Source organism: Microbulbifer sp. MI-G (assembly GCF_030440425.1).
Taxonomy (GTDB): Bacteria; Pseudomonadota; Gammaproteobacteria; order Pseudomonadales; family Cellvibrionaceae; genus Microbulbifer; species Microbulbifer spongiae.
The window spans coordinates 786,009-806,016 of sequence record NZ_CP098023.1; the positions used below are offsets into that span (position 1 = coordinate 786,009).

The following is a 20,008-nucleotide window of genomic DNA, read 5'->3' on the forward strand; positions in this document are numbered from 1 at the left end:
TATTTTATGCGATTTAATTGGTACAAACGTACTTATTGATACCTGATTCAAGCAGCTACAGACAATAATCCGAATAAAGGAAAAAGCATGAAAACCTTGTCTCGCATGGGAGTGATCCTGGTGATGGTATTTGCCTCAGCGTGCTCCCAAGATGATAAAACAGATCGGGCAAATGTGGTTGATGCCGCAGTAGATTCCGATTTTCAAAAACAACTGCTCAGACAGCTTATTTCAGCAAAGCCCGGAGATGTTGTGCAGATACCCGAGGGGAAATTCCAGCTCAATCGCAGTCTTTCTCTGAATATCGACGGAGTGACCATTCGCGGCGCGGGAATGGATAAGTCGATCTTGTCGTTTAAAAATCAGATACAGGGAGCAGAAGGGTTACTGGTCAATGCCAGTAATTTCACTATTGAAAATCTGGCCATTGAAGACACCATTGGTGATGCACTCAAAGTTAATGAAGGTGAGAATATCGTTATTCGCAATATTCGTGTTGAGTGGACCAACGGTCCCGCGACAGAAAACGGCGCTTATGGTATCTATCCGGTGCAGACCAAAAATACTCTGGTCGAGGGCTCTGTTGCGATTGGCGCTTCGGATGCGGGAATCTACGTGGGGCAATCGCGCAATGTTATTGTGCGCAATAATCGCGCTGAATTTAACGTTGCAGGAATAGAGATAGAAAATACTATTGGTGCGGATGTGTATGGCAATGAGGCGACAAATAATACCGGGGGTGTTCTGGTTTTCAATATGCCAAACTTGCCGCAGCCTGGGCACAGCACCCGCATATACAACAATAAAATATTTAAAAATAATACAGAAAATTTTGGTCACGAGGGGACACCCGTAGCTGCGGTTCCCGCTGGGTCTGGAGTGGTCATTAATTCAAATGACAATGTGGAGATATTTGATAACGAAATAGCCGATAACAACACTGCCAACATTGTGGTAAGTAGTTATTTTACCGCTGGCTACTATAGCGATAAATCCACGCAAAAAGATTTCGATCCCTACCCTGAAGGTATTTACATCTACAACAATCGGTTTGCTGGAGGTGGCACTTCCCCGGATCACTTGGAGTTAAAGGCACTTAAACTCACTAAGTTTGGTTTGAATGGCAGTCTTCCCGATGTGCTCTGGGACGGTGTTATTAACCCCGAGAAACTGATCAACGGAAAGTTGCCTGGAGATCTGAGGCTCTGTATGGACAATGGGGATGCAGGAATCATCAATGTGGATTTTAGCAACGGATATAAGAATATTTCCACCGATATTGCGCCCCACAAATGTCATCTCAATAAACTGCCTCAGATTACATTGGATTTTGACCAGCCGGAAACGGAGCAAGAAGAGGATGACCACTTGGCAGTTCTAGAGGGTACAAATGCGTAGTTGGCTATTACGAGGCAGTCTTGCAGGGCTGGTACTCACCGTAGTGTTGTCTGGTGTGAGTGGCTGTGAAAAACCACGGCCGCAAGTTGCGCTGTTTGGTATAGATGCCATACCGGCGCGCCTTAGTGAGTGGCACTTGATTGAAGTTGTTGACGGTGCCTTAACGCCTAACACCGGGGTGGTACCTTACGATCTGAACACAGGGCTATTTACTGATTACGCCCATAAATTACGCACGGTCTGGATGCCGGTTGGAACCTCCGCGATATATGGTGAGGAGCAATTCGAGTATCCGGTCGGTACTATATTGAGTAAAACTTTCTACTATCCAAAGGGAGATGATGGCACTGTACTGCGCACAGACAGTTTTGCCGATGATTATGCACCTGGCCGGGCTGGAGAGGCACTGGACATGGCGCGGGTACGTCTGATGGAAACCCGTCTATTGGTCAGGCGTGAGGATGGCTGGCAGGCTCTTCCCTATGTATGGAATCAGGCCCAGACCGAGGCGGTTTTGGAGATTGCCGGCGATGTCAGCCGCTTGCACTTGAAAGCAGCGGAAGGAGATATTTCTGAATTTAACTATGTCGTGCCCGATGCAAATCAGTGTGCCGGGTGTCATGCAGACAATTTTACCGGCAGGGAAATTTCGCCACTGGGTCCCAGGGCAAGGCATTTGAACAAGCAGTATACCTATCGCCATGGCAGCGAGAATCAGCTGGTGTATTGGCAGAAGATAGGGTATCTCAGCGGGCTGCCAGAACTTGACAGTCTCCCCGGCCTGGCCAGTTTCTCCAATATGGATTTACCGCTGGAGGCGCGGGCGCGTGCCTACCTGGATATCAATTGCGGCCACTGCCACAACCCGGCTGGTGCGGCTGATACCTCCGGGCTGATGCTCAATCACAGTGAGACAGACTGGCGCAGACTGGGCTTGTGCAAACCACCTGTGGCGGCGGGCACTGGCAGTGGTGAACGCTTGTTTGCCATAGTGCCGGGGGAGCCGGACAGCTCAATCCTCAATTTTCGTGTCGAATCTGTTGATCCTGGCGCCATGATGCCAGAATTGGGGCGCAGTCTTGTGCACGAAGAGGGGGCAGAACTGTTGCGCCAGTGGGTGGCCGCCATGCAGGGCACTTGTTTATAAGCTGGTGCGAGTACGAAAAGTTTCACCTCTGCGTGCTGTTGAAGGAACGGAGGCCGTAACAGTGCTTGAGTGGCAATGCCTTTCGGCCCGCTTCACTTGAACGGGAATCAGCCGTAAGCTGCGGCTTCGACAACTGGTACGACGGTGGGAATCAAGCCGCGGACCATCATGATTACTGTGCGCTCGAGCAGAGGGGAATCGAGGGCTATGGAACCGCTCAGGATTTCGTATTCCAGCTTTAGGATTGTCCCGTGCGTAATTTGGGCTGCGGCTTCAGGGTCTGTCAGCCCCAGCAAATGGAAGAATTCCTGAATCAGGGTTTCTTTGGCCTGATTAGACATTTGCACGGCACGGGTCAACTGCTCGTTGCGCAGCGCTTCATTGCGAAATGCCAGTTCAATCAAGCGTTCGTCCCTGCTCTTTGCTTGGCTGCGTATGTGGATGAGAATAAACCGTGTCAGCTGTTGGACCAGTAATTTATGGCTACTGTGGGACAGGCGTTCCTGTGCGGAGAGGCTGCGTGCAGTGCTGAAACTTTCTTCCTGCAGTTGGCGCGTACTCTCCAGTCCCTGCTCTACAAAATACGTAAATGCGTCGCTGATAAGATCATTGAGATCTTTAAAATAATAAGTTGTGGCAGCCAGAGGAACACTGGCCTCACGGGCTACCGCACGGTGCCGGATTCCGCGAATACCCTCTTTTACGATCAGTCGCAGCGTGGCCTCAAGGATGGCTTTGCGGCGCACCCGGCTATCGGCTCTCTGGGCGCGGCGCCCGTGGTAGACCAGATCAGACTTCCCAGTGTCTAAAGTCATAGTATTGTCCTTCTTTTTATTTTATTGGCATTGACAGCAAGCCCAAGTTGATTGATTGCTCCATTCTAGCCAAACGAATTTTAAAAAGAGACAATAAACCGATTACACTCAATTACACGAAAATTACGCCATTAAAAAGTTTTTTACGCCTAAAAAGAGAACAAGTATACATAACGCTTGGCAGAAACGAATCGGGTTCTGCCACAGCTTTTCTGAGGAATGTTTTTGGTGCCAACACAGGTCAATGCCCAGTATTGCGTTATGCTTACCCGTTGGCGTGGGGCTTTGGAATACAGGGGCAACCAAGTATGTTGGCGGGCAGTCATCCGGCCAGTGAAGGAAAATCTGAGTAGCTGCCCCATGGTAACCGGATACTATACAATTCTGCCGGTAACCCTTACACGCTTGGAGCCGGGCACAATTTTAATCCTCTGGCTGCGGTGTTTTTCAATTCCTGTATCTATGGCATTTTTTGCTGCAATCAGCAGGCCGGTCACAAGGAAAGCGCCTGGAGGGAGTACTGCGACCAGTGCGCCGGGATAGTGGCTCCCCAGTACTGTAATGCGCCAGTCCTTTGCCATAGGGCCCAGTAAAAGATCCATATTGGAAAACAGGGTACCCTGACCCAGGATTTCCCGCACTGCACCTACCGCGATTAAAACCGCAGTAAAGCCGATACCCATCATCAAACCATCTACCAAAGAAGGCAGTGCCGCATTCTTGCTGGCGAAGGCCTCGGCGCGTCCCAGAATGGCACAATTGGTGACGATCAGCGGTATAAAAATCCCGAGCATCAGGTAGAGTTCATAGGTGTAGGCCTTCATCAAGAGCTCGACGCAGGTGACGAAAGTGGCAATGATCATCACCGAGGCAGGCAGACGCACAGTATCGGGCATCTGCCGGCGCACCAGGGACACAGCCAGGTTCGAGCTGGTGATCACACCAGTGGTTGCCAGGCCGAGACCGATGGCGTTCACCACAGAGCCGGTCACAGCCAGAAGCGGGCAGAGCCCCAGCAATTGCACCAGGGCTGGGTTGTTCTTCCACAGGCCATTGCGGGTGATTTCTCCGTAGCCGGGCGTTGTCATCAATTTCTTTCCTTTTTTGTTTCGGCCTCTTGCGTCCTATCCCCCTTGGGGTTTTCCACTTCCACTGCACGTTTGGAGACGGGGGCATTGAAAATCTGTTCGTGATAGCGGGCAACAAACTCCAGAACCTGGCGCACTTCGTTGACCACTGCCCGTGGTGTGATCGTGGCGCCCGTGAACTGGTCGAAGGCGCCGCCATCTTTTTGCACTTTCCATTCATTGGCCGGCGGATTATTCAGAGACAAGCCATCGAATTGCAGTATCCAGTCACTTTTCTTCAACTCTACCTTGTCTCCAAGTCCGGGAGTTTCCCTGTGGCTGGTCACCCTGACACCGGCGATGGTGCCGTCGCGGTTGACACCCACCAGCAGTTTGATGGGGCCGGAGTAACCATTCGGTGCTATTGCGGGGACAATCACGGCGGAAATACGCCCATTTTCTCCTCGCGCCAGGTTGATATTGCCACCCTGAGTGAGGCCCAGCCGGCTCCAGTAGCTCCTGGGGATGGGATAGGTATCCACCAGCAAATCATTGCTGTGCCGGTCCAGTGGGATGATCTCCAGCAGCGCTTTGGCAGACGCCTTGCGAATGGCACGCTCAATGGATTCGTGGGTGGTGATCTGGGTAATCGCCAGGGCGGCGGCGCACACCAGGGCAAACAGGGTCAGGACAGCGGCGTTTGCCGACATGGACTGTCTGAGCATCAGCGCTCCTCCAGATCGGTGGCGTGGCGCGGTCGCTTGTGGCCATAGGTGCGGGGCAGGGTGTAGTTATCGATAGTGGGTGCGGCGAAGTTCATCAGCAGCACTGCAAAAGCCACGGCATCCGGATAGCTGCCCCAGGCGCGGATAATATAGGTGAACAGGCCTACGCCGGCACCGAAGATCAGGCGCCCCTTATTGCTGGTAGCGCCACTGACCGGGTCGGTAATGATAAAGAAAGCACCGAACATGGTGCCACCGGAAAACAGGTGCAACAGTGGAGAACCCTCTGACAGAGAGCTGCCACTGTCATAGAAAAGCAGTGAGAGCAGCGCCAGGGTGGCGAGCATGGCCACTGGCGCATGCCAGGTGATCACACCGCGAAACAACAGGAACAGGCCGCCCAGCAGGAAGCCAAAGCTGATGGTCTCCCAGCCAACCCCGGCAATGGTACCCCTGCTAAATACCGATTCTACTTCATATAACTGCGACAGCAGGACCGACTCATTGAGGCGCACGATTTCCAGCGGTGTGGCGCGGGTAAAGCCATCAATGTTATAGCTGCCAAATACCAGGGAGATAGCTTCGCTGATACTCGGTGCGCTGCCGATAATCTCCGCTGGCCCAACCCAGCGGGTCATATCCACAGGAAAGCTGATCAGCAGCACGACATAGCCAACCATGGCGGGATTAAAGGGGTTGTAACCCATACCGCCATACAGGTGCTTGGCCAGGACGATCGCAACGGCGCTGCCCACCACTGGCAGCCACCAGGCGCAATAGGAGGGCAAGGCGATGCCCAGCAGCAGGGCTGTAACAAAGGCGCTGTAATCGGCCAGGTAGAAAGCGGCCGGACGGCCGCGCAGTCTCATCACTGCGGCTTCACACAACAGAGCAGTGACGACTGACAGCGCGATATTGATCAGTACACCGATGCCAAAGTAGATGACCATGGCCAGCACGCCGGGTGCGGTGGCTGCGGCCACCTGCAGCATGACCCGGGCGGTGTTATCTCCGGAGCGGGCGTGTGGAGAGGTCGCGCGCATCAGGGACATCACGGCTCTCCATTCTGGGCGGATTGTTGTTCACGCATCTTATCTTCCAACTTCTTCTGCAGCTTATCCAGGGCGTCCTCAAAGGCTTCCAGGTTTGTAGCATTTTGATCGCGGGCTTTCTGCAGGCGCACCTCGGCCTTGCGGATACGGTTGCGCAGGGCTTCGATATCCGCTGCCAGCCTTTCGGCGCTGCCCATTCCTGCGCGTGTTTCGGCGGCCGCCCGGGCTTTGGTAATGGCGCGTACAGCAGCATTGGTCACCTCATCCCCGGGTTCTCGCGCGGGATCGCGATCCGCGCGGCGCCTGGCCAGGGTGAGTTTGTGACGGGCCTCCTGCAATTTCAGCTCCGCTGCTTTGAGTTGTGCTGCCAACTGGTTGCGCTGATTTTGGGTGGCGGCTGCGAGCTTGCTATTCAGGCGCTCCACGCGACTCTTGGCGCTGGCTGCAGAGCGCTCTGCCCGGGCGAGAAGTTGCTTCGGGTCCTCCTGGCGCGCTTTGACCCGTGCCAGGGCGGCGGCTACAATATCCGCCTCTGCTGTGTCCGTTTTGGCTCCCTCAGCTTCGGGGTTTTGCTTCTGCTGTTCCCGTGCAAGCTCTGCGGCCTTGCGCCGGGCCACACGCTTTGCCTCTTTTTCTTTTTCCGCCTTCTCCAGGCGCAGCTTGCGGAACTCGAATCTGTCCCGTGCGCGGTCAGATTTTTCCCTTTCTGTATCAGCCTGGCGGATAGCACCCTTGGCGGCACGGTAATACTGCACCAATGGAATACTACTGGGGCAGACATAGGAACAGACGCCGCACTCGATACAATCGAACAGATTGTAGGCCTGCAGTTTTTCCTGATCATCGGCACGAGCGTACCAATACAATTGTTGTGGCAGCAGCGAGGCCGGACAGGCTTCAGCGCAGAAGCCGCAGCGTATGCAGGCCTGGGCGACCGGAGCAGGTGGCAGTTCTTCACTGGTTGGCACCAGCAGACAGTTGGTAGTCTTGATCACAGGTGCACACTCATCGTCGATGGTATACCCCATCATGGGGCCGCCGATGATCACCTTCTGCATCAAACCGCGATGGATACCGTGGTGCTTGAGGATATGGCGAATGGGGGTGCCGATGGGCACTTCAATATTGCGCTGCCGCTCAAGGGCCCTGCCGACAACGGTGGTCACCCGGCTAATGAGTGGTTCGCCGAAGCGCACAGCACGATAGACGGCCCGTGCAGTGCCCACGTTCAGACATACGATGCCCACATTGGCTGGCAGCCCCTGGTTGGGCACTTCGCGACCGGTGAGAATCTGGATTAACTGCTTCTCACCACCGGATGGGTATTTGGTGGGGATGACCACAATATCAAAGCGCGTACCTTTGACAGCCGCGCGCATGGCAGCAATGGCCGCGGGCTTATTGTCCTCGATGCCAATCAGTACCCGTTCGGGCATATCGAGGATATAGGATAGTATTGTTATCCCGTCGATAATCTCCTCTGCTTGTTCGCGCATCAGCATATCATCGGCGGTGATATAGGGTTCGCACTCGGTGCCGTTGATAATCAGGGTATCGATTTCCCTGCCACCGTGGGGGTCCAGCTTCACCGCGGTTGGAAAACCCGCCCCGCCCATGCCGGCAATACCGCAATCGCGAATTTTATCCAGCAGTGCCACCGGTGATAGCAGGGTAAAGTCCTCACAGGGCTCCAGCTCGCACCAGCGCTCTTCGCCATTGGTGCGAATCACAATACAATCTTCCGCCAGCCCCGAGGGATGGGGCACAGCACAGGGTTCTATTGCAATCACTTTGCCGGAGCTTGGTGCGTGCACAGAGCAGCTTACCAGGCCGTCGGCTTCGGCGATCTTCTGACCTTTCAGTACCTCGTCACCGAGTTTAACCAATGGCAGAGCACTGGCGCCGCTGTGTTGCAGCAGGGGGAGCACCAGATCCTCGGCCAGGGGAATCTTGCCGATGGGCTCGCCAGTGCTCTGGTCCTTGTTTCCGGGAGGGTGCACTCCGCCGGGAAAGTCACGGGGCCGCAGTTCCCGTGCCTTTTCGTTGGCGATCCGTTGTGCCTCGCGGGCACTGTGCCGTTCCTCTATCGCTTGGCGCCGCTGCAGTGTTGCCTGTGGCGCGCTCTGTATTTTCTTATTGGGGCTCAAGCTGCACCTCCCCTGGTTTCTTTCTGCGTGCTGTGGCGGTCAGTGGCGATCAGGTGGGTGTCGCTCTGGGGTTTCTGCGGATGCCAGCTTTGCAGAAGGGTCTCTACAGGCACCATGTCGATACAGTCTACCGGGCAGGGCTCCACACAGAGATCACAGCCAGTGCATTCATCGGAAATGACCGTATGCATAAACTTGGCGGCCCCGGCAATAGCGTCCACCGGGCAGGCTTGGATGCACTTGGTACAGCCAATACACTCCGCCTCGCGAATAAAGGCGACTTTCTTTACATCCTCGACGCCGTGTTCGGCATCCAGGGCCATGGGCTCCATATCCAGCAGATTGGCCAGTGCATTGATCGTGGGCTGGCCGCCGGGAGGACATTTGTTGATAGCGTCACCGTGGACTATCGCTTCGGCATAGGGGCGGCAACCGGGATAACCGCACTGGCCGCACTGGGTCTGCGGCAGAAGGGCATCCACCTGCTCCACCAGAGGGTCGCCCTGTACTTTAAAACGTATTGCAGCAAACCCCAGCAGCGCACCGAATACCAGTGCCATGCCACCGAGCACCAGCAGGGGGTAAGAGAGTTCGGAGATCCAGTCCAGCATTGCGCAACCCTATACCAGACCGCTAAAGCCCATAAACGCAAGAGACATCAGGCCGGCGGTCACCATACCAATTGCGGCGCCGCGAAAGGGCTGGGGGACATCTGCAGCAAAGAGCCGCTCGCGCATGGAAGAGAATAAAATCAGAACCAAAGAGAAGCCCACGGCGGCACCGAAACCATACAGGGTGGACTGCATAAATGTATGGGCCTTCATGGTATTTTGCAGTGCAACCCCCAATACCGCACAATTAGTGGTAATCAGCGGCAGGAAAACTCCCAGTACCCGGTACATGAGCGGGCTGGTTTTCTCGATAAACAGGCGCGCAAACTGCACCACGACCGCGATAACCAGAATAAAGGAAATGGTGCGCAGATACGCGATTCCAAAGGGCTCGAGTAGATAGGTGTTCACGAGGTAAGCGCTGATAGAGGCCAGTGTGAGTACAAATGTGGTGGCGCCAGCCATCCCTACGGCAGTTTCCAGTTTATTGGAAACGCCCATAAAGGGGCACAGGCCGAGAAACTGCACCAACACGTAGTTGTTGACCAGGATGGTGCTGAGCAGGATGACGGCGAATTCGGTCATAACAAGTCCGGTTGAAGCCCTGGGGCAAAACAGCGCGAGCGGCCGGGGAGTAGCCTGCAGCGCCCGGATGATACTGGCACTGGGCTTGGGGCTCCATCGAATGTGCGCCGGGCAGGTATTATGGGTGAGACGCTGGGGGCCTTCAACTCGGTGGGGTTGTGTTCTGGCGCCGGAGGCTATCAGGGCGGGTGCAATTAAAGCACCGCTAGGGACTCTTTGACATAGCCAGGTTGGACAATATACTCGCCACACTTGGCAAATCCGACCCAGGGGCTCCTGGAGGATGTAGGGCAGGCCTAGATGAATGAATGCGCCATCAATAACGATCCGCCGTTGATCTTCGTTTAATACAGTGATTATGAGGCCATGTGACTTATAGTTCACGTGCACTGGCAGCCACTGTATAAGTTACTTCTCCGCCAGGAGCAGGTCCGGGTGGAGACCAATCTAACCGACGGTGTTTATACACTGGTGTTCAAGAGACCAATACCCGCGTCAATGACCACGCCTTGGGTGTGGGTAAATCCTATACCGGTGAATACTTGTTTCTATTGGGTTGGGATCTCAGCCAATCCATCAAAGCGACAGCTGAATAATTTTGTCGGCCATGATCGTCGTTATTCATGCGCTGTTTGCCGTGTCAGGTGCATTCGCAAACAGCACTCGCATGATGATCACAGACTCTTGGGGTAGTGACCGGGTGGCTGCGATAACCGCCAACTTTCAAGTGGTCTGTTAGGACCTGCTCACACTTATTATAGAATCGACAATTAGCGTATAATGAAAGAAGAGCGGCATGGGTTTCTGATTGAAAGTTTTGTTCACTTTGGTCGATCAACAGTTGCGGTGCACATCGAAGCGGATATTGAAGCAGCAATTTCTTGAACCTGGGACCTAGAATTTCTGCGCGATAGAGTTTTCCTGATCAGCAAGAGAGCCGATCATGTCTAATCTCCTGAAAATTGTCTGGCAGGATACAAACTTCAAGAAGGTGCGCCCTGATCTTTTTTAGCCATTGAATAGATCAAAATGCAATCCACTGCTGGAAAATCTTTGGAACCCTGAGTTGGTATTTTCCAGGGAATCACTTAAAATAAAAAAATGGAGAAAAAGTTAATTTCACGCTTCCGATGAGTGCTTTCCTCGACACCAACAAAATCTGTTAATTCTTATGTCTGAATACACCGTTTACACCGCTATACATACAGAAAACATCGACGCGCTGCGCGACGAACTAAACAATCTGGGCTGGACCAGCTTCCTGCTGTCAGACTTTGCCCATCCACTGGCAAAAAGTGATGATATCGTTAACCAATGGCAAGATCTGTCCCATCAGCAAAAATGGCTGATTCTTGTTACCAAGCAGGCATGCGAAATCACCTTACTGGAAAATATCACGCATTCAATTGACCTGATGATTCACGAACGCCCTGAACTCTGGCGGATCTCCTTCAACACTAATGGTAACACGTATACGTTATTGTTTTCCGATAAACCCTGGGGCGATCTATGTGCCGTCGACCCGAATGATGATTGGCAAAGTATTGAACGAGCCAACAATATATCCGAGGACGACCTACAAATGATGGAAGATGTTTTCCAATTGAAGCGACAGACCTTTCAAGATTTCCTCAAAATGGGGCGCAGCATGGTATGGCAATTTCTTGAAGCGACCGGCTTGCCTGCGTTGGAAATGTTTTGTGATTACAGCTGTTATCATCCTGCCGCAGGCGAAGGTCGGTGTATGTTGTGGGATGAATATACTCAGCTGGCAGGTTGATTTTCCGCCTGCATTCGCAAGCCATAAATCACACCAGAGATAGGGGCAGGCTTGAGTGGAACTGACTTACAGCGATCAAGGTGATCATGGGGCAGAGGTGAATGGCAATCAGTGAGGCGTATTTAGGAATTCTGGGGATCAGCCTCAAATGGCAAATGATGGCCATAATAAAAATTTGAATTGGGGCCACTGTATCGGATTATCCTATTTGGCTAATTGGAATAGTCTGTCTGAAATAACGATGACATCGCCAAACATTTAACCGCATAGTGAAAATCTCGGAGGCCCCCCCCCTCTATCTGAATAGCGTACAAAGGTGAAAGCCATATGGGGGTATCCAATTCATGGAGCTATGAAGAAATACGTATCAAATATATCAGTTTATGTGCCGTTTTTTATGGGTTCCGGGATATTGCCACCAGATCTTGTGGAAACCTATCGCAATACGTTGAAGGAAATCATCGGCAACGTAGTCTACGAGTAGGATATTGATTTGGCAGAATTTAAAGTGCTTATCGATCATATCCATATGATAATTCGGACTGATGCGAAAATGGCACCGTCTTTCGGGTCAATACTCTCAAGATTTCCGGCTTTCGCAACATTGAAATCCGATTGCAGATGGTAAAGCCAACGTTGTCTCTTTTTCTTTAAACTTGAATAGGTCAATCATGCTCTATTTTCCTTGCCTGCTCTATATTGAGGAAAACAGATTGGCTCCTGGTTGTAAATCCTATCGGTTTGAGTGGATCGACAGGGGGTAGTTCAAGCTTTCGGCAGGGTTCTGGAGGCGTCTTGCATAGCCAACAGCCAAATGCAGGTGTAAAAATACCAGTCTGTCCGAATATCTGAAGCGACAAAACGCAGGGATTTTGAGTACTGAGAGAACCAACTGATTGCACTTTTTAACAGTGAGTATCTGGATAAGTGATGTGCTGATAAGTCAGCGTTATATACTCTGGAAGGCGTTGTCATCAGTGATGGTAGTGAATCTGGGATGATTGATAGTAATGAAATTATTTTGAATTAACCGGCAGGCTGATCTATTGCTGAGTGGCAATCGATAACACTGGATATTTTACACTCCAGTTTGTACCTGCTGATAGGGTTTCATCAATATAGCCTACCTACCTTTGTCTATTGGGAGAGGTCCAATGGTCTATGCAATTCAGGTTGCAAAAACGGGTCAACCATCCGTTCTTACACCCGTGGATATCAAGCTGCCAGAGCTGCAGGAAAACGAAGCGCGGATACGTCACAAGGCGATTGGTGTTAATTTTATTGACACTTACTATCGTTCCGGTCTCTATGATGCACCTGAGGGTTTGCCATTTATTCCTGGCAGTGAGGGGGCAGGTGTAATAACCGCACTCGGTGAAGCGGTAAGTGATTTTTCTGTGGGAGATCGCGTGGCTTACGCTGGTTCACTGGGGGCATACAGCGAGGAGCGCAACATTCCTGCCGGCATGCTAGTTAGGATTCCTGAAAATGTCAGCGATGAGCAGGCCGCAGCTTTAATGCTAAAGGGAATGACTGCAAGATATCTACTGCGTGAAACTTACAAGGTCAATGCAGAGACTACACTGCTGTGTCACGCAGCTGCAGGTGGGGTTGGGCTGATTGTTGGGCAATGGGCCAAAGCTCTGGGGGCTAGGGTAATTGGTACTGTGGGTTCTACAGGAAAAATTGATCTGGCTCGCGACAATGGCTATGAGTATGTGATCAATTACAGAGAGGATGACTGGGTAGCGCGGGTTGGTGAGATTACCCATGGGCGAGGTTGTGATGTTGTGTATGACAGTGTTGGTAAAGATACATTTCCTGCATCGCTCGATTGTATTCGCCCGCGCGGTTTGTGGTGTTCATTTGGCCAGTCATCGGGGCCTATTGAAAATTTCAGCATAAGCATGTTATCTCAAAAAGGGTCCCTGTATGCGACCCGGCCTATCTTATTTCATTATATTTCAAAGCGATGGGAATTTGAAAAAACTGTGGAGGAGTTATTTTCTGCTGTGACCAATGGTATTGTCAACATTCAGATCAATCAGCGCTATCCCCTAGAAGAGGCTGCAAAGGCCCATATGGAGCTTGAATCCCGTAAAACTACCGGTGCCTCGGTTCTTATCCCTTAAGTATTCCAGTTCGTTGAATGAAAGTTATAGCAAAAACATTGAAAATCACGAGTAAGTGAGAATTCTAATGGTATTTTAAACAGTTTGATAAGAATTGCTGTTGCAGGGAGTTAAGAGATGGTTATTTATTGATTTTGGAATAGTGCAGGTGCTCTCAAAGTTATTCAATTGCTTTTCCTGAAAGATTTATTCGAGTGCCCGTATTTTAAGGATTTGGGTGTTCCTGATGATGCAAGCTTGCCATAATTGTTCAGATTTTCCGATATGAAACTTCCAATAATTTTTGACAAGTTCGTGCTCTCCTGGGAAATAGGTCTGTGTGTGGAAATACATCAATATTCCACAGAGTTATACAAGTATTGCGGTGCAATTTTTAGTTATTTTCACAGGGGGGGGAATTGTAGGTTTAAACAGTTATTGTAGCTCTTTTTTTGGGTCCTTGAATCGAGGTTTGGCAAAACTGCCGCGCCACAAGGGTGTGCCAACCCGAAAGGCTGCGCGGGCTATCATATGTACCCCGATGGGAACCGTGAGCAACAAAAATAAAATGGCTGCTACAGCGCGAGCAGTAACCTGGGCATCCTGAAACAGTATGGCAACCCCGGCCAGAAGTAAACCACAGCAGAGCGTGGCAGCCTTGCCGGAGGTGCTCATGCGGGTATAGAAATCCGGCATACGCAACAAGCCCAGGGCAGCACTGAACCCAAAGAAGCTGCCGATCAGTAAAAGGGCTGCGATAAATAATTCATCCAAAACCACTATTATCTCCTTTCTCTTATGGTTAGAGCTTTTTGCCGCTTTTTTCGATAAACCGAGCAAAGGCAACACTGACCAGAAATGCCACCAACGCCAGTGCAATTGCCGCGTCGAGATATACGGGTTGTGCCGAAGCGATGGCCAAAAGCGCACAATAAGCTACAGCGAGAATATTGAGGACATCCAGGGCAACAACCCTATCTGCCAGTGTGGGCCCCAGGGCTATCCGCAGAAAACACATAACCAAAGCCAGCAACAGCATCAGGGAGGATATGCTGACCGCCAGCATTATAATCGATGAGTGAATGTCGGCAGTGGTTACAGGCATTAGGAGATGGCCTCCTTGACACGTTTTTCAAAGCCATGGCGAATCTCCTGGCGAAAACTGTCTGGATGATCCACAAACATGGTATGTACAATAAGTGTCGAGTTGTCCGGGGATATATCCAATACCATGGTGCCCGGTGTCAGTGAAATCAAATTAATCAGTACAAAAATCTGGTTGCGCTCGTGAATTTCCAGAGGGATTTGTACAATCATCGGACGACTTTTTAAGGTTGGTGAGAAAATCTCCCAGGCAGCGCGCAAGCTTGATAAGAAAAGCTCTTGTAAAAAAAATATTGAGAGATGAAAAAAATTCTGCAGGCGTTTAAAATATTTACTGCCTCCAGGCAGCTCTGGGGATACTCGCAGTGCCAGGTAACCGAGTAAGAAGCCAAATAACAAATTAACCAGAGTTGCATCACCAGTGAGGGCGGACCAACTGATTGCCAGTAAAAGATTAAGTAGAAATACACGCATACTAGGGGTTTCCAATGGATTGGGTGGGTTCTGGTTTCAATACAGCATCCAGGTAATCCCCGGGCTTAAGTAATTCACTTGCAGTCGCCAGCGCATAATTGATAAGCGGTTCAGGTAACAGGCCAAGGCTTAACGTCACCATTGCAAGAAAAGCCACCGGTAACAAGCGCTGTAGTCGTTCTGGTAAGGATAGCGCATACAAGTTGCTGCAATACCCCATTGGGTCTGGTTTCCAAAATACTTCTGCCCAGATTTTGCTCATGGAATACAGAGTGAGTGCTCCGGTAATTAATATCACTGCAGCGACCAGGTACGCGGTCTGGTCGAGACTGGCTTTTAGTAATAATAGTTTGGCCCAGAAACCGGACAGCGGCGGAAAGCCCGATAAACTGAACGCAGCGATAAAGAAAAAAGTGGACAACAGTGGACTTGCCTTATAAATTCCACCAATCTCACTCAGTTCAAAACTACCACTGAGACGCTGTACGGTACCACTGATCAAAAACAGGTTGGTCTTTGCCACGATGTTGTGAATGATATAAAAAACTGATCCAGCTAACGCTAATGGGGAGTTGAGTGCCAGCCCCAGAATCAGAAATCCGATTTGACTGATAATATGAAAAGCGAGGATTTTGCGAAACTCATACTGCGCTGCGGCACCCAATACACCGGTGAGCATAGTGAGCAATGCCGTACCCAGAAGAATATTGTGGGTAAAACCCGGATCATTGGGAAAGATCAGGGTAAAGGTGCGTATCAATGTATAGACACCGACTTTGGTAAGTAGCCCGGCAAAAACCGCAGTCACTGCCACAGGTGGCGTATGGTAAGATGCTGGCAACCAGAAAAACAGTGGGAATATCGCCGCCTTGATACCAAAAGCGGCAATAAAAAGCACTGCCAGAGCTGAAACAGCTACCGGATTATCCACAGCCGCCAGTGCAATATGCAGCTGCGCCATATTCAGTGTACCGGTCAGACCGTATATCAGACCAATGGAAGTCAGCATCAACAGTGTGGAAATCAGGTTCAGTGCCACATATTTGATGCCACCATCGAGTTGTATGCGCTCTCCCCCAAGCACGAGTAAAGCAAAAGAGGCAATCAGCATCACCTCGAACCAGACATACAGATTAAACAGGTCCCCGGTTACAAAGCTGCCACAGACACCTGCCAGCAGCAATTGGAAAAAACAGTGAAATCCGAGAGATACCCTGTACTTATCAATATCTGAAAGTGCAAACAGTGAAACACAGAGCCCCACAATGGCACTGATTAAAAGCATGATGGCGCTCAGGCGATCTGCTACTAACGTAATACCGAATGGGGCTTCCCAGTCACCCATTTGAGCTGCCAGGGGTCCATTTTTTTCCACCAATGCAATAATTGCGATTGCGACAATGAGCATCATTGTGCATCCCAGTACCGACAATGCACCGCAGAGATGGTGTCGAGCGCGTGCCGAAAAAGTGGCGAGCGCGGTCCCTATGGGTATTAAAAAAGGCAGCGCCAGTAACCAGCTCAAGGGGATACTTTCCTTTTTACTTTCACTGGCTCTGCAATACGTATGGTGTCTACGTCGAGGGTTCCCAGTACTTTATAAGCCTGTGCAATAAGTGCCAGGGTGAACGCGAGCAGACCGAACCCAATAACAATCGCGGTGAGAATCAAGGCTTGGGGCAGGGGATTGGCCACGGGCACAGGCGGAACCTCCAGTCCCTCGGGAATCAGCGCCGGTGAAGCCCGTGTTAGTCTGCCTGCAATAAAAATGGCCAGGTTGGCGGCATTGCTGATCATCACTAAGCCAAACAGGTAGTGTAATAAATCCCGAGCCAGCATCAGGTACACACCGGTAGCGATCAGAATGCCAACAACAATTGCGAGTGGACCTTCCAAGTTACTTGACCTCTTCCAGAGCAAAAATCAGTGTCAGCACTGAACCAAACACCGCCAGGTAAACACCAATGTCGAAAATCAAAACATTGCTGATATAGATCCCCCCAGTATTTTGATGTCCTGTCAATTGAAACCACTGGCCAGAAAAAGGGGCTCCTTTGGATAGAGCTGCCAGGAGCCCGGATAATGCTGCGATTAATACGCCAGTTGCCGCCAGATTGCCGGGGGGGATGCGCAATGCCCTTTGCGCTGCCTCCATGCCCCAGGCCATGGCGAAGAGTGCGAATGCCGAAGCGGCGATGAGTCCCGCGATAAATCCACCACCGGGATAATTGTGTCCGCGCAGCAGCATGTATACAGAAAATACCAGAAGTAATGCTACAAGCACCCGGGTTGCGCTTTGGAGTACCAGGGAATTCACTGCTTCCCCCGCCGTAATCGATGACCCAGCAGAGTTACTGCCGCTATAGCAGCGGTGAAGACAACAATAATTTCACCAAAAGTATCCAGCGCACGAAAATCCACCAATATAACATTGACAATATTACGGCCATGTGCCTGAGGCACTGCGGCTTCTTTAAAGAAAGTGCTGGTAGGGCTGTCGAAGGGTGTTTGCAACACCACCAGGATACTGAGGGTAACCAGCAGGCCGAGTAGGCCACCCAGGGCGGCATCCCGCGGGCGAAAAAGGATTTTGCGCCCAGGACTGAACACCGGGAGGCGCGGCAGTATGGCTGCCACCAACACCAAAAATAAAGTCTCCACAAGTAGTTGGGTAATGGCCACATCCGGTGCACCAAAAAACAGATAAATCAGTGCAATTCCCACACCCAGGGCTCCAAGGGCGCAGATGGCAATGAGAGGCTTGCGTGCAGTCCCGGCCATCAAGGCCCCACCTATGGTCAGCAGTATGGCTGCCCACTCTTTCAGGTTCAGTCGCGGCCATTCGAACACTAGCGGATACTGCCCGGTGCGTATGAATGCATAGGCAAGGACGAGGGATATGGTGAAAAAAACGACGGTCAGGTAGTGGCGCATAACGCCATTTTGCAGAAGGTCGGTTTGTAGGGCGGCAACAAGCCGTACCTTCTCCAGGAACTTGTCCCAAAGCAAATCGGCGTTTGTCGGAGCGTGGCTGAAATCCCACGTCAACCAATCGCGCAGCCTGGTCAGTCCCAGATACATGGCGATTCCCAGCCCAAATGTAAGGATACTCAGGAGCAAGGGAATATTAAGGCCATGCCAGAGTTTCAAATCGATGGTTTCAGAAGTGTCGAGAATTGCAGTCACTGCGGGTGCGATCAACTCATCGTTTACCAGTTCTGGGGCCAGGCCAAAGGTCAACCCCAAACCACCAAGTATCAGTGGGCTTATCCACAGTCCAGCGGGTGCCTCTTGTATCTTGGGCAAAACATGATTTGGTTTGCCTAAAAAAGGTTTGAGGGCGACCATACCGGCAACTGTCACAGTGACAGCATTGGCAAACACTGCTGCCGTGGCAACCAGTGCGGGTTCGGATGCCACGGCCAGCGCACCTTCATATTTCAGTTCCTTGCCGATAAACCCCAGAAAGGGGGGGAAGCCCGCCATCGACAGGGCTGCTGCCAGTGCTATCACAAAAGTGATATGCATCGACAGGCCGAGACCGCCCAGTTTATTGATATCGCGCGTACCAGCCTGTTTATCAATCACTCCAACCACCATAAACAACGCGGCTTTATAAAGGGAGTGCACAAATAGGAAAGTGATTGCTGCGGCGATCACTATTGTGGCGTCTGAGCCCAGAAACATCGTCAGGGTACCAAGGGCGATTAACGTGGTGTAGGCCAGGGCGAGTTTTAGGTCTGTCTGGCGCAAAGCTGCAACGGCTGCCACCGTAGCGGTAGCGGCCCCTGTACAGGTTAAGGTCCACTCCCAGATATCGGTCTGCCCCAATACCGGGTGCAGGCGCGCCAAGAGATATATGCCCGCCTTCACCATGGTGGCTGAATGGAGATAAGCACTCACCGGCGTAGGGGCTGCCATCGCATTGGGCAGCCAGAAGTGGAAAGGTAGTTGGGCGGATTTGGAGAAAGCGCCGATTAACAGGAGCATCAGGATGGCGAAATAGAGCGAACTGGCCCGGACGGCCTCTCCAGAAGCCAATACTTGCGTCATTTCATAACTACCCACTACCGAGCCGAGCAACACCAGTCCCGTCAACAGGCAGAGCCCGCCTAAAGTGGTGACCAGTAGTGCCTGCAATGCTGAACGGCGCGCAACAGCACTGCTGTTGTTAAAACCGATCAGTAAGTAGCTGGCGATAGAGGTGATTTCCCAAAAGACAAAGAGGGTAATCAGGTCGCCAGCCAGCACTAAACCCAGCATCCCAAGGATAAAAAGGTAGAGATATAAAAAAAAGCGGCGCAACTGTGGATGTCCGTGCAAAAATGCCAACGCATAGATGGCCACGAAGGTACCGATTCCACTGATCAGAAGGGCAAAAAGCAGGCTCAGGGCATCGATATAAAAGCGAAAGTAGACGTCCAGGTCAGCTATCCAGGCAAAGCCGAAAGAGAATGTCTGACCACTCGCGATATCCGGCATTTGGAGTAGGAGCAATAGTGTTAGCAATGCCGGGGGTATGGGTGTCAGTGAGGTGAGTTGTCTCCCCGGCATCGCCCGTCCGTTATTGCGATTTTCGCCGCCTCCAGTTGCACTCATGAACCTGTTCTCAGTTGCCATGCACTAGTTTAGGGGGGAAATTGCAAGCGAGCAGGTCGCGAAATGGGTGTTACGCCACTCGAGAGGGGTCTTACAGATGAAAGAGCATCATTAAACGGGTGTTTTCACTGAAAAATAATAACTGTCTCATGCATGTACTTGTGCAGCAATTATAAAGTGGAACTAGATGCCAGGATTACCGGAATCCAGCAGATGATCCACAATCAGCGAAGGTATAAAGCCTCTATGTCGTAAATGTCATGCTGAATAAAAAGGCATTGCACCCTTTTAATACAACCTCCATGGGGATTTATGAATGCTGAGATAGTGCAATGAGAGGAGTGGCTAGTGGCGCATATAGAAACTTTAATGATTGAGGGTGCCCCGGATATT

Annotated in this window: 19 protein-coding genes; 5 read left to right on the forward strand and 14 right to left on the reverse strand. The window is 51.3% G+C overall.

Features of this window, described 5'->3' with window-relative positions:
* Positions 1 to 87 precede the first annotated feature (87 nt).
* Together M8T91_RS03075 and M8T91_RS03080 are read left to right on the forward strand one after the other, a co-directional pair.
* The gene (locus M8T91_RS03075) at positions 88 to 1,398 is read left to right on the forward strand and encodes a parallel beta-helix domain-containing protein (RefSeq protein ID WP_301416715.1); all 1,311 of its coding nucleotides are present in this window, start codon (positions 88 to 90) and stop codon (positions 1,396 to 1,398) included.
* A complete protein-coding gene (locus tag M8T91_RS03080; protein WP_301416717.1) occupies positions 1,391 to 2,545 on the forward strand; it encodes an SO2930 family diheme c-type cytochrome in 1,155 nt (384 codons plus the stop codon). Before M8T91_RS03075 ends, M8T91_RS03080 begins: the two co-directional genes overlap by 8 nt.
* 107 nt (positions 2,546 to 2,652) lie before the next feature.
* On the opposite strand, the gene M8T91_RS03085 is transcribed toward M8T91_RS03080, so the two are convergent.
* Complete coding sequence (locus M8T91_RS03085; protein WP_301416719.1) at positions 2,653 to 3,360, reverse strand: TetR/AcrR family transcriptional regulator; 708 nt, start codon at positions 3,358 to 3,360, stop codon at positions 2,653 to 2,655.
* 47 nt (positions 3,361 to 3,407) lie between these two features.
* Here M8T91_RS03085 and M8T91_RS03090 point away from each other — a divergent pair, with 47 nt between their 5' ends.
* Positions 3,408 to 3,713 (forward strand): hypothetical protein, encoded by a 306-nt coding sequence (locus M8T91_RS03090; RefSeq protein WP_301416721.1) that lies wholly within the window; start codon positions 3,408 to 3,410, stop codon positions 3,711 to 3,713.
* A 21-nt stretch (positions 3,714 to 3,734) separates the two neighbouring features.
* Here the strand turns inward: M8T91_RS03090 and M8T91_RS03095 are convergent, their stop codons facing one another.
* The 6 genes from M8T91_RS03095 to rsxA all read right to left on the reverse strand — a co-directional run bounded on the left by M8T91_RS03095 (position 3,735) and on the right by rsxA (position 9,547).
* A complete protein-coding gene (locus M8T91_RS03095; protein ID WP_301416723.1) occupies positions 3,735 to 4,448 on the reverse strand; it encodes an electron transport complex subunit E in 714 nt (237 codons plus the stop codon).
* Complete coding sequence (gene rsxG, locus M8T91_RS03100) at positions 4,448 to 5,152, reverse strand: electron transport complex subunit RsxG (RefSeq protein ID WP_301416725.1); 705 nt, start codon at positions 5,150 to 5,152, stop codon at positions 4,448 to 4,450. Before rsxG ends, M8T91_RS03095 begins: the two co-directional genes overlap by 1 nt.
* On the reverse strand, positions 5,152 to 6,204 hold the full coding sequence (locus tag M8T91_RS03105; RefSeq protein WP_301416727.1) for an RnfABCDGE type electron transport complex subunit D: 1,053 nt from the start codon (positions 6,202 to 6,204) through the stop codon (positions 5,152 to 5,154). Before M8T91_RS03105 ends, rsxG begins: the two co-directional genes overlap by 1 nt.
* A complete protein-coding gene (rsxC, locus tag M8T91_RS03110) occupies positions 6,204 to 8,255 on the reverse strand; it encodes an electron transport complex subunit RsxC (protein WP_436970331.1) in 2,052 nt (683 codons plus the stop codon). The genes M8T91_RS03105 and rsxC overlap by 1 nt, the downstream gene beginning before the upstream one ends.
* A 92-nt stretch (positions 8,256 to 8,347) precedes the next feature.
* Positions 8,348 to 8,962 carry an electron transport complex subunit RsxB gene (gene rsxB / locus M8T91_RS03115; RefSeq protein ID WP_301416731.1) on the reverse strand — a complete coding sequence of 205 codons (615 nt, stop codon included), beginning with the start codon at positions 8,960 to 8,962 and terminating at the stop codon, positions 8,348 to 8,350.
* Between the two features lie 9 nt (positions 8,963 to 8,971).
* Positions 8,972 to 9,547: an electron transport complex subunit RsxA gene (gene rsxA, locus M8T91_RS03120; protein ID WP_301416733.1), complete on the reverse strand. Its 576-nt coding sequence runs from the start codon at positions 9,545 to 9,547 to the stop codon at positions 8,972 to 8,974.
* Positions 9,548 to 10,718: 1,171 nt separating this feature from the next.
* On the opposite strand from rsxA, the gene M8T91_RS03125 reads away from it, so the two are divergent.
* Together M8T91_RS03125 and M8T91_RS03130 are read left to right on the forward strand one after the other, a co-directional pair.
* Entirely contained in the window at positions 10,719 to 11,327 is a 609-nt protein-coding gene (locus tag M8T91_RS03125; RefSeq protein WP_301416735.1) for a hypothetical protein, read from the forward strand.
* Between the two features lie 1,154 nt (positions 11,328 to 12,481).
* Positions 12,482 to 13,459: a quinone oxidoreductase family protein gene (locus M8T91_RS03130; protein WP_301416737.1), complete on the forward strand. Its 978-nt coding sequence runs from the start codon at positions 12,482 to 12,484 to the stop codon at positions 13,457 to 13,459.
* 414 nt (positions 13,460 to 13,873) lie between these two features.
* On the opposite strand, the gene mnhG is transcribed toward M8T91_RS03130, so the two are convergent.
* Genes mnhG through mbhE form a run of 7 tightly spaced genes read right to left on the reverse strand, consistent with a single transcriptional unit; the run spans position 13,874 to position 19,615 of the window.
* Complete coding sequence (mnhG, locus tag M8T91_RS03135) at positions 13,874 to 14,218, reverse strand: monovalent cation/H(+) antiporter subunit G (protein ID WP_301416739.1); 345 nt, start codon at positions 14,216 to 14,218, stop codon at positions 13,874 to 13,876.
* Between the two features lie 22 nt (positions 14,219 to 14,240).
* Positions 14,241 to 14,543 carry a monovalent cation/H+ antiporter complex subunit F gene (locus tag M8T91_RS03140; RefSeq protein WP_301416741.1) on the reverse strand — a complete coding sequence of 101 codons (303 nt, stop codon included), beginning with the start codon at positions 14,541 to 14,543 and terminating at the stop codon, positions 14,241 to 14,243.
* Entirely contained in the window at positions 14,543 to 15,016 is a 474-nt protein-coding gene (locus M8T91_RS03145) for a Na+/H+ antiporter subunit E (protein ID WP_301416744.1), read from the reverse strand. Before M8T91_RS03145 ends, M8T91_RS03140 begins: the two co-directional genes overlap by 1 nt.
* Before the next feature lies 1 nt (position 15,017).
* Positions 15,018 to 16,541 (reverse strand): Na+/H+ antiporter subunit D, encoded by a 1,524-nt coding sequence (locus M8T91_RS03150; protein WP_301416746.1) that lies wholly within the window; start codon positions 16,539 to 16,541, stop codon positions 15,018 to 15,020.
* Positions 16,538 to 16,912, reverse strand: coding sequence for a Na+/H+ antiporter subunit C (locus tag M8T91_RS03155; protein ID WP_301416748.1), 375 nt, complete (start codon positions 16,910 to 16,912; stop codon positions 16,538 to 16,540). The genes M8T91_RS03150 and M8T91_RS03155 overlap by 4 nt, the downstream gene beginning before the upstream one ends.
* A 1-nt stretch (position 16,913) precedes the next feature.
* Positions 16,914 to 17,333, reverse strand: a complete 420-nt coding sequence (locus M8T91_RS03160; RefSeq protein ID WP_301416750.1) for a Na+/H+ antiporter subunit B — start codon at positions 17,331 to 17,333, stop codon at positions 16,914 to 16,916.
* Positions 17,330 to 19,615, reverse strand: coding sequence for a hydrogen gas-evolving membrane-bound hydrogenase subunit E (gene mbhE, locus M8T91_RS03165; protein ID WP_301416752.1), 2,286 nt, complete (start codon positions 19,613 to 19,615; stop codon positions 17,330 to 17,332). The genes M8T91_RS03160 and mbhE overlap by 4 nt, the downstream gene beginning before the upstream one ends.
* Between the last annotated feature and the right edge of the window lie 393 nt (positions 19,616 to 20,008).